General features: G+C 63.4%; 10 protein-coding genes. 5 read left to right on the top strand and 5 right to left on the bottom strand.

Annotated elements, in window-relative coordinates; translation table 11 throughout:
- Positions 1 to 141: 141 nt before the first annotated feature.
- The 5 genes from LNV09_RS18125 to LNV09_RS18105 are packed head-to-tail and all read right to left on the bottom strand — an operon-like array spanning position 142 to position 6317.
- Positions 142 to 1281, bottom strand: coding sequence for an ABC transporter permease (locus LNV09_RS18125; protein ID WP_263558477.1), 1140 nt, complete (start codon positions 1279 to 1281; stop codon positions 142 to 144).
- Positions 1281 to 2435 (bottom strand): ABC transporter permease, encoded by a 1155-nt coding sequence (locus LNV09_RS18120; protein ID WP_263558476.1) that lies wholly within the window; start codon positions 2433 to 2435, stop codon positions 1281 to 1283. Before LNV09_RS18120 ends, LNV09_RS18125 begins: the two co-directional genes overlap by 1 nt.
- Before the next feature lie 3 nt (positions 2436 to 2438).
- Positions 2439 to 3410, bottom strand: coding sequence for an HlyD family secretion protein (locus LNV09_RS18115; RefSeq protein WP_263558475.1), 972 nt, complete (start codon positions 3408 to 3410; stop codon positions 2439 to 2441).
- 15 nt (positions 3411 to 3425) lie between these two features.
- Entirely contained in the window at positions 3426 to 4823 is a 1398-nt protein-coding gene (locus LNV09_RS18110; RefSeq protein WP_263558474.1) for a TolC family protein, read from the bottom strand.
- A 24-nt stretch (positions 4824 to 4847) separates the two neighbouring features.
- On the bottom strand, positions 4848 to 6317 hold the full coding sequence (locus LNV09_RS18105) for a patatin-like phospholipase family protein (RefSeq protein WP_263558473.1): 1470 nt from the start codon (positions 6315 to 6317) through the stop codon (positions 4848 to 4850).
- 162 nt (positions 6318 to 6479) lie between these two features.
- Between LNV09_RS18105 and LNV09_RS18100 the strand changes: the two genes are divergently transcribed.
- From LNV09_RS18100 to LNV09_RS18080, 5 genes are all read left to right on the top strand, one after another.
- Complete coding sequence (locus tag LNV09_RS18100; RefSeq protein ID WP_263558472.1) at positions 6480 to 7415, top strand: fused MFS/spermidine synthase; 936 nt, start codon at positions 6480 to 6482, stop codon at positions 7413 to 7415.
- A gap of 45 nt (positions 7416 to 7460) precedes the next feature.
- Positions 7461 to 10172 carry a M16 family metallopeptidase gene (locus tag LNV09_RS18095; protein WP_263558471.1) on the top strand — a complete coding sequence of 904 codons (2712 nt, stop codon included), beginning with the start codon at positions 7461 to 7463 and terminating at the stop codon, positions 10170 to 10172.
- 105 nt (positions 10173 to 10277) lie between these two features.
- Positions 10278 to 11126, top strand: coding sequence for a double zinc ribbon domain-containing protein (locus tag LNV09_RS18090; RefSeq protein ID WP_263558470.1), 849 nt, complete (start codon positions 10278 to 10280; stop codon positions 11124 to 11126).
- Entirely contained in the window at positions 11127 to 12161 is a 1035-nt protein-coding gene (locus LNV09_RS18085) for a TAXI family TRAP transporter solute-binding subunit (protein WP_263558469.1), read from the top strand. It abuts the gene before it with no gap.
- Positions 12162 to 12286: 125 nt separating this feature from the next.
- The gene (locus LNV09_RS18080) at positions 12287 to 13270 is read left to right on the top strand and encodes an MBL fold metallo-hydrolase (RefSeq protein ID WP_263558468.1); all 984 of its coding nucleotides are present in this window, start codon (positions 12287 to 12289) and stop codon (positions 13268 to 13270) included.
- The last annotated feature ends 159 nt before the right edge of the window (positions 13271 to 13429 follow it).

The following is a 13429-nucleotide window of genomic DNA, read 5'->3' as shown; positions in this document are numbered from 1 at the left end:
CCAAATAATTGGCGAACCGAAGTTCGGCGACCTGATGCTAACGCCGTATGTCTAGGTCAAAATGAAACTTTGGTGGCTCCCGCCAGATATCAGGGTTTATCCCTACCAGCTTCAAAACACCGCGCCGACAACTGTTTCAAATCAGGGCAGTTTGAGCCCTGGCCGACGGCGCCGCTGCAAGGCCCAAATGGCCAACAAGCTGAAACCCAGCGCTTGCAGGATGAGGATATTGGCAAAAGGGCGGACCTCGGCCAGGGTTGCCCCCATCTGATTCAAACGCACAAAGGTCTGGATGCCGACCACCGCCGGGATGAAGTCGCCCAGGGCATACAGCGGCGCTGGTAAGGCTTCGCGGGGCCAGGAAAAGCCACTCAAAAAAGCAATCGGCAACGAGGTACACAACAGTGCTTGCATGCTGCGCTCACGGTCCGCCAACAAGGCACCTAGCGCCACGCCCAAGGCCGCAATAGCCCAGCAATAAGGCAAGAGCAGCAGCGCCGCGCCGGCGACATTGCCGCTGTGGCCATAGTCAAAAAAGCGGAACACCGGGCCAAAGAACCAGGCGGCAGACAGCAGGCCCAAACAGGCAAAGGCCAAGGTACGCGCGGCCCAGGTGGCAAGCGTTTCGGCGGCTGGCCGGCGTTCGAACCAAGTGCCGACCCACATCGCCGTGCCTATCAACATCAGCTGCTGAATGATCAGCACCGCCACCGCCGGCACCACATAACTGCCATAGCCCTGGGTCGGGTTGTAAAGTGCCACCAGGCTCAGATTCAATGGGCTGCGGCTGGCTGCAGCCCCCAAGGGCGAGGCGCCCTTGGCCTGCAACTGGCGCAGCTCGGCGCCGGCCGAGACTGTGCCGAGCACCTCGCCGAAGCCGCTCAGCACCACCTTGTTGATCAGAAAGTAAGCGCCGTCGGCGAGCACAGGCACCACCACGCCGTGGCCACGCAAGACATCGCGCTTGAGCCCATCGGGCAGCAAGACATAACCCTCAATTTCCCGCCGCGCCAGCGCCGCCTTGGCTTCCGATTCGCTGGCCGTGACGAAGCGTAAATCCAGGCGCGGGCTGGCCTGCGCAAAACGACCAATCTGACGGGCAATATTGCTGTGGTCCTGGTCCACGATGGCCACCGGCACGCGCCGCAACTCCTGGGTCAGATAGGGCCAGGGGTAGAAGAAGGCGTAGATGATGGGGGCGACGATGAACATTAGCAAAGTGCCCTTGTCCGTCAAGGCACTGCGCCAGGTCTCACCAATGGTTTTGAACCAGGCCCACATCAGCGCTTGCCCCAGCAAGTGGGCGTCAGCGCCGCACGTTTGAGCAGCGCGGCGCTGGCCAGCAACAGCAGGGCAGCAGCCAGGCTCAGCCAACCGGCCAGCGGCAAGAGCGCCGCCGCCGCTCGCCCCTGCTGCAGCAAGCCGACCTGCGCCTCCAGCACCCAGGCAAGCGGCAGGGCTTCGGCCCATTGCCGGGCACCTTGGGGCATCGCCATCAAGGGGAAGGCCAGGCCCGAAAACGCAAAGGCCGGCGCGGTGATGAAGCCGGCGGCCGACAGCGCCGTACGCAAGCTGCTGCTGGCCAGCGCCACGAATGCACCCAAACCCCAGTACAGCGCCAACATCAGCGCGTGCAGCCCCAACAAGACGGCCAGGGCATCCAACTGCAGCAGGCCCAGCTGCTGCATCAGCAGCCACAAGATCAGATTGACGCCGTTCAGCAGCAGCATGGCCGGCAGCAGCTTGAGCAGCACCGCAGGCAAGACCTGGCCCCGCCCAGCGGCCAGCCACTGCGGCGCCGTCGCATCACGCAGCTCGGTGCCGACGGCCCAGGCGCCGGCCACCATCGCCAACATATGCATCAGGGCTGGCAGCAGCACGGCGGCCAGGAACTGCTGGTAGTTCAGCGTCGGGTTGTAGATCGCCTGCAGATTGGCGCGCAGCGGCTCGAAGCCCTCCTGCGCCGCCAGCGCGCTTTGGCCGCGCTTCTCGCGCGAGACAATCTCGATGCCGGCCGACAGCGTGCCGACCACCGTGCGCACGTCTTTTTGGATTAAACCTGAGTGGGTCGCGAATTGGGCGTTATGCAGCAAGGCCAGCTGGGCTGCCCTGCCCTTTTTGATGTCGCTGGCCATGCCAGCCGGTATCACCAAGGCGCCGTAAACATGGCCGGCGCGCAGCGCCCGCTGCAGCTCGCCTTCGTCACTGAACTGCGCTGCGATCTGCAGGCCGGGTGCGGCGTCCAGCATGCGGGAAAGCTGGCGCGACAGCGCGCTGTGGTCGCTGTCCAAAATGCCTATGGGCAGGCGCGTCGGCAGGCCCGCAGCAAAGGTCCAGATCAGCAGCAAGCCCATCAAAAGCGGCAGCCAGGACAACATGGCCAGATCGAAAGGGCTGGCGCGCAAGCGTGCCCATTCCCTCGCCAAGATAGCCATGATTTACTTGACCAACACGCTCATGCCGGGCCGCGCGCCCGCAATCGGTTTGAGCGGCTGCGCCTTGATCTCGAAGGTGCGCAGGTCATAGCCCTGGTTGCTGCGGGTAGAGCGCCAGGTGGCGAAATCGGGCAAGGCTTGCGAGGCGACGACCTTGAAACGCACCGTCTGATTCGGCAGCGCCGGCAGCGTGGCGTCAAACTCCTGGCCGACGGCAAAGCGCTGCAGCTGATCCTCGCGCACGTTCAAGAGCATCCATTGATCGGCCAGGTCGACCACGGTGATCACCGGCACGCCGGCCGGCGACAGCTCGCCCACCTTGGCCAGCAGCTTGGCCACTTCGCCGGCCACCGGGCTCTTCAGCTCGGTCTCGGCGCGCGCCACTTCAACCTCTTGCACCGCGCCGGCGACCTGGGCCGCTTGAGCGCTGGCCGCCGCTTGGTCTTCACTGCGCGCACCGGCGCGGGCCATATCGGCCTGGGCGCGGGCGGCATTGGCGAGGCCTTGGGCGGCGCGCCAATTGGCCTCGGCCTCGTCGCGCTTTTGCGCCGACACAAGGCCTTCTTTGTAAAGCCCGTCCACCCGCTCGAAACTCTTGCGCGCCAAATCAACCCCGACCTGCGCACGCTCGAAGTTAGCCTGCGCCATGCGGATCTCTTCCGGCCGGGCACCGTTCTTGGCCTTTTGCGCCACCGCCGCTGCGGCTGCAGCCGCATTGCTGGCCTGAGCCATCTTGGCCGCGACCTCGGGGCTGTCGATGCGCAGGATCAGTGCGCCCTTCTCGATGCGCTGGCCTTCTTGCACCAGCAATTCGATCACGCGGCCGGTCAGCTTGGGCGCGATATCAGTCTCGCGCGCCTCCATCATGCCTTGCAGTTGCTCAGGTGCCGGCGGGCTGTGCTGCAACATCGCGTAAACGCCAACTCCCAGCGCGGTCAGGGCAATTGCGGGCACTAAAAATTTAGGCAACTTCATCATCTGTCTCTGGTTCTATTCCACCCGCAGATCGGCGCGGGCCAGGTAGTCGGCCAGACTCTCCAGCTGACCACTGGCTTGCAGCAGACCGACCAAGGCCATCACATGCTCATAGGCGACCTGCGCCCGCTCGGTGCGCAGTTTGGCCAGGTTCAGCTCGGCGTCGATCAGATCCAGCGTGGTGCTGGTGCCTTGCTTGAGGCCCACCCGGCGCAGATGCAAGATCTCCAGCCCGAGTTCGTCTTGTGCAGCCAGGCTCAGGTATTGCGAGCGCGCTTGCTCGGCGCTGCGCCACTGGCGTTCGACCAGCAAGGCGATGTCGCTGCGCGCCTGCGCATCGGCCGCGTCGACTTGGGCAATCTGCTTCAGATGCGAGCGGTCCAGCGCGTCGTGATCAAGCGAGTCCCAGAGGTTGACCCGGATACCGACACCGGCCAGCCAGTCGCCGTTATGGGTCAAGGAACGCTGGCCAAAGGCAAACACCTGCGGCCGCTCCAGCGCCTTGGAGCCCGCCTTCAACTGCTCGGCCTGCGTCCGCTTGGCCGCCACCTTGGCCAGGCCGGGATGCAGGGTCAGCGCAGTATTGAGGAAATCTTGCAGCGGCGGCAGCGGCTGGGAGCTGACCGACAGCGGGGTGCTGGGGGTCGGGATCCCGTCCAATTTGACGGTTCGGGCCAGCGCGACAGCAACCAGATCGGCATCGCTGCGCGCCTTGCGAGCTTGGTGTTGGGCGTCTTGCAACGCGGCGCGCGCTTGCAGGCGCTCCAGCTTGGAGGCGACACCGGCCTGCAGCATTTTCTCCGCCGCTGAATCATGCTCGGCCACACCGGCGGCCGCTGCTTCACGCAAACTGGCTGCGCGGCGCGCCATCTGAGTTTGGAAGTAACGTTGCGCCAACAGCGCCAGCGCCTCTTCTTCGGTATGGCTCAGCTCGGCCTGCGCCTCGGCAGTTTGCCCCGCCGCCACGCCGCGCAACGCGTCGGTGGCTCCGCCCAGATAGATAGGCCAAACCGCGTTCACCAAGGCCGCCTGACTGGTATTGCTGTGCGAGAGCGTGGCGTTGGAGGGTAGCGGCGGCAGCGGCGGCAACTGGCCGGCCAGGCCGGGCGGCAGCAGGCTGATTACATTGCCCAGGCCGTGATTGAGGGGGTCCAGATTCAGATCGACACTGGCCTTGTAACTATAGGCAGCGCCGTAAAGGCTGACGATGGGCCCGCCCGCCCGGGCGATGCCCTCGGACCGGGCTTGCGCACTGGCCACCGCTGAACGGGCGCCGGCCACCTGGTCCGAGTTTTGCTGCAACAAATGCGTGGCCTCGGTCCAGCTGAGCGCTTCGGCGCTAACGCTGCTCGCCCACAGCAGGGGCAGGCATAGCGACAACATAGAAACGGTGTTCATTCGATAGCTGGGCATGGTCTGGCGGGCAGCATAACCGAATCACTGCGGTGTTTTGACGGCATCGGATTCGCTTGGCAGCGCGGAAGCACCCAAGTCGCGCAACAAGCGCTGGAAGTCCGGCGACTGGCGCAACAAGCGGCCGGCCATCTCGCGCAGCCGATCCACTTGCTCGGCGCTCAACACAAAGCTGGTGGGCAGATTGCGGAAATAGCGCTTTTCCTCGGGGTCGCTGATCTGGTCAAAATTGATATCGATGGCGTAGAACTCGACTGCAATCGGCTGACCATCCGGGCCCTTCAGATGCTGTAGCGTGCGCACAAAGTTGCGCAACAACTCGATCTGCTCATAGCTGTAGCGGTCAATCGGCACACCGGCGGCGCGCACCAACATCGACACCATATTGGGCGGCGCTTCGTGCCTGCCCCAATCGTTCTCACCATCGGCGAGCGAGTTGACCGCAATCACGGCGATGCGTTTGAGCTTGTTGAAGCCCGACACATCGCGGAAGCGCTCGCTGGCAACCGAGGCCTCCAGGCCTTCCAGCAATGAGCGCAGGCCCACGTTGTCGGACAGGCCGCCGTCGATCAGGTGCAGATAGCGATGCTGCGTGCCGTCTTGCAAGGCGACAAACTCGCGGTCACGCAGGCTGACGCGGCCGCTGGCGTCTTTGTCGACCTTGCTGCCGAAAACTCGCGCCACATTGGCACCCAGATCAAAGCCGCAACTGCCCGCGTAGTTGTCGAACCCAATCGGCGCGAACAGCCCCGGCACCGCCGAGGATGCGGCCGCCGCGCGGGCCAGCCTCACTTGACTCAAATCAGAGCACAAGAGATCGAAGGTGTTTTGGTTGAAGGTGATGCGCGAGCCGGTGCTGACCTCGGTCGCCGCGACATTGGTGAACGGGCCGCCGCGCTGGCGCAGATCGCCAAAGGTCGCGCCTTCGAACAAGATGCGGTCGTAATAGTCAGCGGCCAGATCGGTGCGGGTAAAGCTGCCGCCCGTCATCTGCGGCCAGGACAGCGGATTGAGCACCAAGCGCATCAAATCGCCCTGCACATCGCGCTTGAGGAAGCGGGGCTCAAACTCGTCAAACAAGCGCTCGCCAAAAAGCGCATAGGACAGTGCGGTGAAGCTGCCGCCTGAAATGCCGGTGACGATATTGACGTCGTCGAGCATGCGCCCCGGGCCGGTCGGCGTCGGCAGCGTGGTGCGGCGCAGCTCCTCCAGGATGCCATAGGAAAAGGCCGCCGCGCGCGTGCCGCCGCCCGACATCGCCACCACCAAGCCAAACTCGGGGTCGCCGCGCTCGGCCTGCCAGCTCGACAAGCGGTAGCCATGTTCATGATCTTGTTTGAGCAACGGCGGATTGGTGGGCCGCGAGGCGCAGCCGGCCAGCAAAGCTATCGTCAAACAGCACACACCTGCGGCACAGCAAGGGCGGATGAAGAGCTTGCCGCCGGCCACACGGCGGCTGCCGAGCTTGGGCCAAGGCGGTCGTGCTTGCTGCATTTTGAATGCCTCCCTGTTGGCAAAAACGCCTTGTGCTCAAGACCAAGGCACATCTCGCACAGGCCGAATCCTGCGCCGCCGCGCAGCATAGCCGACGGTCCGCGCCAATGCGGCACCAGTGACCCGGGCCCGCCCTGCTACGCTGGCAGCATGAGCCAATTGATGACAAAGATGAAGCGCTGGCTGCAACAGCGCGGGACCAAGCCTTTGCCGACCACGGACCGGATCGGCAGCGCTCAACTTCAGGCCTTGCTGCAGCAGCACCAAGGCCGGCCCTTTGTATTTGACGAGGGCAATCTGCGCTTTATGTACTTCAATGAGCGGGCGATCCAAAGCGCCATGAAGCTGGACGCGCCGACCGAGTTGCTGTGCGGCTACACGGTGGCGATGATGTCCTTCTTATGGGCCAAGCCTGCGCCGCAGCGGATCTTGATGGTGGGCTTGGGTGGCGGCTCCTTGCTGAAGTTCTGCCGCAAGCTGCTGCCCGAAGCCCACATCACGGTGCTGGAGATCGATGCCGACGTGATCGCGCTGCGCGAGCAATTCATGATCCCCGCCGACGACGCCCGCTTGCGCATCATCCACTGCGACGCCATCGACTATCTGGCCGGCGAGCCTGTGCAGGTGGACGCCCTGCTGCTGGACGGCTTTGACGCCGTTGGCATGGTGGAGAACTTGGCGACGAGCGAGTTTTTTGCCGCCTGCCACCGTGCACTCAGCCCCGAGGGTGTGCTCGTCGTCAATATGTGGGGAAAACGGCGCCTGCTGGCGGCCTCGCTGCAGCGCCTGGGTCGCTGCTTTGAGGCGCCAATCTGGTGCTGCCGGTCACTCGACAGCTACAACCTGATCGCGTTTGCGTTCCGGGGCGACTGCGCCGGCTTCACGCCGGACGGCACAGCCGAGCTACCCGCGATGGACCCGGCCATGACGAACGCCTTGCAGCGCCTGCGCGGCAATCTGCATTGTCTAGGGATAGCCAGAGGCAAGGCCGGCAGCTCGCGGGAACTGGCTGCCCTGACCGAGATGGTGGCCGACATGATGCAGCATGACCCCAGCCTGCCGCGCACTGATGCGCAGTGGAGCGCTGCGCATACTTAGACCTTATTCTGTCAACCTCAACAGCGCACTTCCCCGGGAGCTTCCATGAATTCAAGGCTAGTCCTGACCCTATGCATGATCTTGAGCTGCGGCCCCCTAACGGCCCAGGCCCACAGCCTCAAGCCGGTCACCTCGGTCGAAGGCATCACCGAATACCGCCTGCCCAATGGGCTGCAGCTGCTGCTCGCACCCGACGATGCCAAGCCCAGCACCACGGTGAATATGACTTACCGAGTCGGCTCCAAGCATGAGAACTACGGCGAGACCGGCATGGCGCATTTGCTGGAGCATCTGATCTTCAAAGGCAGCCCCAAGACGCCGGACCCATGGGCCGAGTTCAGCCGGCGCGGCCTGCAAGCCAATGGTTCGACCTGGTTCGACCGCACCAATTACTTTGCCTCCTTTGCCGCCAATGACGCGAACCTGAAATGGTATTTGCAATGGCAGGCCGACGCGATGGTGAACAGCTTCATCGCCCGCCGCCACCTCGACACCGAGATGACGGTGGTGCGCAATGAGATGGAAAAAGGCGAAAACGACGCCGAGAGTGTGAGCACCCAACGCGTGCTGGCGGCCATGTACCAGTGGCATAACTACGGCAAAGACACGATAGGCGCGCGCGCCGATATCGAGAACGTCGACATCAAGCGCCTGCAGGACTTCTACCGCCTGCACTACCAAGCCGACAACGCGACGCTGACGGTCAGCGGCAAGTTCAAGCCCGAGCAGGTCTTGAATTGGGTGGAACAAAGCTTCGGCAAGCTGCCCAAGTCCAAGCAGCCGCGTCCCAAGCTTTACACCCTGGACGCGACCCAGGACGGCGAGCGCTTGCTGACGGTGCGCCGGGTCGGCGGTAAGCCGCTGTCCATTGCGGCCTACCATGTGCCGCCCGGCGGCCACCCGGATTACGCCGCCATCGAGTTGCTCAATCTGATTCTCAGCGAAGCGCCGAGCGGGCGGCTGCACAAGCGCTTGGTCGAAGACAGCAAGCTGGCGGCCTCGGTGCATAACTTCGGGCTTGCACTGGCCGAGCCTGGCTTCACGATGCTGATCGCCGAGGCCGCGCCCGGTGCATCGCAAAACGAGCTCAACCGGGAACTGGCGACCGTGGTGGAGGGCTTTGCGAGCCAACCCGTCACCGCGCAGGAGCTGCGCCGGGCGCAAACGCGTTGGCTGAACCGATGGGAGCAAAGCTTCAGCAGCCCTGAGGAAGTGGGCGTGACGCTGTCGGAGACCATCGCGCAGGGCGACTGGCGTTTGTACTTTTTGCTGCGCGACCGCGTCAAAGCCCTCAAGCTTGACGATGTGCAAAGGGTGGCGACCGAACGCTTTGTGCCGGCCAACCGCACCTTGGCCCAATACATCCCGACCGACAAGCCGCTGCGCGCGCCGGCCCCGGCCGCGCTCGATTTGGCTGCGCAGATGCAAGGCTTCAAGCCCCAGCCCGCCGCACCGGCGGTGGCCGCTTTCAATGCCTCGCCGGCGCATATTGATGCGCAAACCCAGCGCAGCGAATTGGCCAACGGCATGCGCTTGGCCTTGCTGCCAAAGCCCAGTCGTGGTCAGACCGTGCAAGGCGTGATCACGCTGCGCTTGGGCAGCGAGCAAGCTTTGTTCCGCAAGCAAAGCGTGGCGCAGTTGACCGCAGCGATGTTGAGCAAGGGCACGCAGGCCTTGAATCGCGAAGAATTGCGCGACGCGCTGGACGCCGCCCGCGTGGAAATCGCCATCAGCGCGCCCAGGGCCGACCAGGTCAGTGTTGTCTGGAGCAGCAAGCGCGAGCACGCCGCTGCCTCGCTGGCCTTGGTCAGCGATATATTGCGCCGGCCACGCTTGGAGCCTGCGATGCTGGAGGAAGTCCGCACCCAGGCACTGGCTGCACTGCAAGCGCAAGCGGATGACCCGCAAGGCGTGGCAAACCGGGCGCTTGCCATCGCCATGGATCATTACCCGCGCGGCGACGCGCGCCATGCTCGCAGCTTCGAGGAAGAGCTGGCAGATTTGAAGGCGGTGACGCTGGCCGAGGTGCAGGCCTTTCACGCCACGCTCTATGGCGGCCAACAAGCGCAGCTCGCCCTGGTCGGCGACTTTGAAGCCTCCGAGCTGCAAGTCAGCGCCGCTCAATTGCTGGGTGACTGGCGCAGCACAGGCGCCTATCAATACCTCACGCAAAGCGTGTCCACCGCGCCCGGCTCGGTGCAGCTATTGGCCACGCCGGACAAGGCCAATGCGACGCTGCTGGGCATGCTGCAACTGCCGATGACGGACGCACATGCCGATCGGCCGGCCTTGATGATGGCCAATCATCTGCTCGGCGGCGCCAGCAACTCGCGTCTGTGGGTCCGCATTCGGGAGCAAGAGGGCCTGTCGTATGGCGTCGGCTCCGGCCTGCGTTTTGATGCCCGCGACGCAGTGACGGAGTTGTGGGTGTATGGCATCTACGCGCCCGAGAACCGGGTCAAGCTGGAAGCGGCGCTGCGCGAGGAATTTGCGCGCGCACTCAAAGAGGGTTTCAGCCCGCGTGAGGTCAAGCAGGGCCAGCAAGCGTTGTTGAGTGAGCGCCGCCTTGCCTTGGCCCAAGACGAGCAACTGAGCGCCACTTTGGCCAGTAACGCCGAGCTCGGCCGCACCCTGGCCAAGACGCAAGAACTCAATATTGCGCTGGAGAATCTGACCGCAGAGCAGGTCAACTCGGCACTGCGCCGCCACTTCAAGCTGGCCGATTTTTCGATCGTTTTCGCCGGTGACTTCAAATGAGGGGGGTGTCGCAATATTGCCATTTTTGCAGGGCTGGAAAACGGGCAGAAGCGCAATACACTGCAATCGACCGCTTGACGTTTGAGCTTTGAATTCAATCCATTCATGCCCACAGCCCGATCGAACTCTCAATGCCCGTACTGTGACCATGTAAGTCCGGCCGGCTCCAAGTTCTGCAACGACTGCGGGGCGGCGCTGCATCTGCGCCCCTGCCCGCATTGCGGTTCGGTCAATGACATTACTCAGAGTACCCACTGCTCGCGCTGCAACGGGGACCTTGGCTTCAATGAAGCCACCGAGCCGGCCGATATCGAGGTAATCGACGCCGTTGCGCCAGCGCCTGTCGAGATGCCGCTGCTGAGCGAGGTCATAGAAAGCACATCCCCGCAGGCTGTGTCATCAGCCCCTGCGGCACCTTATTTTGATGCTCAGCCCAAGCCGGCGCGCTCATTTGCGCCACTGCTGGGCATTGCCGTCATTGCCGTCGCAGCGGCCAGTTATTTCGGCCTGCGCACGGCACCCGAAGCCAAGCCGGTAGCGGCGCAAGCGAGCAACGCCGCGACGCTTGCACCCGCAGCCCTCGTGCCTCGGACGGCTGCGCTTGAAAAAGCTGCTGCACCCACCGAAGGCCTGGTGGCCGCAGAGCAAGTCACGCCCGCGCCAAGCCGTCCCCAAGAGGCTTTGCCCACGCCGGCCTTCGCCGCTTCTTTGGCCAAGCTCAGCCCGCCCGGCGCCGGTCGGCCAACAACTGCTCGTCGCGAGGCCGCCTTTGTACCCGCGGCCCCCGCCGCAGCAGCCGCCAGCCCAGGCGCCGAGCGCTATATCGGCAGCTCGCGCACACGCGCCAATGCGAGCGAAGGCCTTGATCTGAAGCAGCCCAATATTGGCACTTGCACCGATGCCGTCGCGGCGCTGGGCCTGTGCGCACAAGAATCCAATCCTCGGAGGCCTTGAATGAAATCATTGTTGATGCGCGCGACAGCTTTGCTTGCTGCCGCTGTGATGGCTCCTTGTGGGCTGGTGATGGCTGGCCCCGAGTACAAGATCGTGACGGCCTCGGAGAAAGGCACTTACTACGCCATTGGCCGCGACCTGGCCAAGTTTGTGGCGCCCGACGCCGGCTTTTCACTTGAAGTGCTGCCCACCTCGGGCTCGGCCGCCAACGTCAAACTGATGCGTTATGAGCCCGGCGTGAAGATGGCCGTGGTGCAGGCCGATGTGTATCAAGCCTTCTTGGACAAGGCCGCCGGCGGCAACCCCGAGGCAGCCGCCATCATCAAGCCGCTGCGGGTGATTCTGCCGCTTTACAACACCGAGATTCACTACATCGTTCGCGCTGACTCGGAGCTGAACTATCTGCACGACATCAAAGACGCCAAGATCAACGGCGGCTTGGTCGGCAGTGGTGCGGCGCTGATCACCCACACGCTGTACCGCATGATGTTCGGCGGCCCGATGGCGGATGACAAGGCCAGCTTTTTGTCCAACGAAGAGGCTTTGGTGAAACTGATCGGTGACAAGTCGGTCGATGTGGTGGTGGTGGCCGCCGGCCAACCCGCACCGCTGATTGCGAACATGAAGCCCGAGGCGCAGAAGTTCATCAAGCTGCTCAAATTTGACCCGACCCACCCTTCGGCCCAGGCCGCGCTGAATGTTTATGCGCCGGCCAAGGTGTTGGCCAGCAATTACCCGAATTTGCTCAGCGAAGACTTCACCACCATCTCGGTCGGCGCCTTCTTGGTCACATATGACTACAACCTGAAGGACACCGTCGACAGCTTCGGACGCTTGGGCAAGTCCTTGTGCCAGAACTTCTCGCGCTTGCAGGCCGAGGGCCACCCGAAGTGGCGTGAGGTGGATCTCAGCATGCCCAAGCTCGCCCCGGGCTGGACTTACTACCCGCCGACCACGCGTGAGCTGCGCAATTGCGTGGTCAAAAAGGTCAAGAAATGCTCGGCCGAGGAGCGCATCCTGGGCTTGTGCGGATAAAAGACCCTCAAGGGCAGCCTTGGCCAATCCGCACGAATTCAACAACAAACTGATACCGCAATCGCTGTTTATCAATAGATTCCGGTCAAATAAAGTCTGGTCCATCGCAAACGAATGGACCAGACATGAAGCACAAACGCCACCTCAATACCGCCCTCTTACAAATCTTCCAAACCTTCCGAGTCCACCAAGTGTTCCAAATGCCGCGCCGGCTCAAGCAATTGGGCTTGGTGGGCTTGGTGGGCTTTTTAGCCAGCAGCCTGATCGGCGCTCATGCGCAGACGGCCGCGCCAGCGAGCCAGGTGCCGGCTGCGCTGGAGTTGAAAGTTATCAACCACGGCCCGCAAAGCTTCCACGTCAACTCGGTTTTGGTGATGGGGGCCAAAGAAGCGATTTTGTTGGACGCCGGCTTCACCCGCGCCGACGCATTGCGCGTTGCCGCCGCCGTGCTGGACAGCGGCAAGACGCTCAGCACCATCTATGTGTCGGCGGCCGACCCGGACTTCTACTTCGGCCTTGAGGTCTTGCGCCAAGAGTTCCCCCTGGCCCGCATCGTTGCCGCCGCGCCGACGCTCAAGAAGATAGAAGCCTCGTTGCCGAGCAAACTCAAGGTTTGGGGCCCGCGCTTGGGCGCCAACGCGCCACGCACGCCGGTCTTGCCCGAGGCGCTGGTCGGCGGTCAATTGACGCTGGAAGGCCAAACGCTTGAAGTGCACGGCCTGGACGACAGCCTCGCGCACCGCAGCTATGTGTGGATCCCGTCCATCAAGGCAGTGGTCGGCGGCGTCAATGTCTTCGCCGGCCTGCATGCCTGGACAGCCGACACGCAAAGCGCGGCCGAGCGCGCCGCCTGGATCAGCAAGTTGGACAGCATCGCCGCCTTGCAGCCGCTGACCGTGGTACCCGGCCATATGCTGCCGGGCAGCGCCTTGGACGCAAGCGCCGTCAACTACACCATCAATTATCTGCAGCGCTTCGAGGCCGAATTGCCCAAGGCACAAAACGCGGCGAGTTTGATCACCGTCATGAAAGCGGCCTATCCGCAAGCTGGCCTGGGCATTGCGCTGGACATCGGCGCCAAGGTCAACAAGGGTGAAATGAAGTGGTGACGTGGAATTGACAGGGCAGGCAATCTCCAGGCGCCAGCTGAGCTACTGATCGGCACAAGCAAGGCGCCAGCAAAAAACTGGAGAAGGACTGGGGCGCACAAAAAACTAAGCCGACAAGCGAGGCCCTTGCGGGCTTTGCTTGTCGGCGTCGTCGTCCTC

It is taken from the genome of Paucibacter sp. B2R-40, assembly GCF_025717555.1.
In the GTDB taxonomy this organism is placed as follows: Bacteria; Pseudomonadota; Gammaproteobacteria; order Burkholderiales; family Burkholderiaceae_C; genus Paucibacter_A.
The sequence above is the reverse complement of the archived record's forward strand: the minus strand, read 5'-3'. Positions and strand labels throughout refer to the sequence as shown.

Excerpts from the sequence above, each read along its gene's own strand:
- LNV09_RS18095 (WP_263558471.1), top strand. The coding sequence starts at position 7,461 with ATGAATTCAAGGCTAGTCCTGACCCTATGCATGATCTTGAGCTGCGGC.
- LNV09_RS18120 (WP_263558476.1), bottom strand. The coding sequence starts at position 2,435 with ATGGCTATCTTGGCGAGGGAATGGGCACGCTTGCGCGCCAGCCCTTTC.
- LNV09_RS18125 (WP_263558477.1), bottom strand. The coding sequence starts at position 1,281 with ATGTGGGCCTGGTTCAAAACCATTGGTGAGACCTGGCGCAGTGCCTTG.
- LNV09_RS18080 (WP_263558468.1), top strand. The coding sequence starts at position 12,287 with ATGAAGCACAAACGCCACCTCAATACCGCCCTCTTACAAATCTTCCAA.
- LNV09_RS18100 (WP_263558472.1), top strand. The coding sequence starts at position 6,480 with ATGACAAAGATGAAGCGCTGGCTGCAACAGCGCGGGACCAAGCCTTTG.
- LNV09_RS18085 (WP_263558469.1), top strand. The coding sequence starts at position 11,127 with ATGAAATCATTGTTGATGCGCGCGACAGCTTTGCTTGCTGCCGCTGTG.
- LNV09_RS18110 (WP_263558474.1), bottom strand. The coding sequence starts at position 4,823 with ATGCCCAGCTATCGAATGAACACCGTTTCTATGTTGTCGCTATGCCTG.
- LNV09_RS18105 (WP_263558473.1), bottom strand. The coding sequence starts at position 6,317 with ATGCAGCAAGCACGACCGCCTTGGCCCAAGCTCGGCAGCCGCCGTGTG.
- LNV09_RS18090 (WP_263558470.1), top strand. The coding sequence starts at position 10,278 with ATGCCCACAGCCCGATCGAACTCTCAATGCCCGTACTGTGACCATGTA.
- LNV09_RS18115 (WP_263558475.1), bottom strand. The coding sequence starts at position 3,410 with ATGAAGTTGCCTAAATTTTTAGTGCCCGCAATTGCCCTGACCGCGCTG.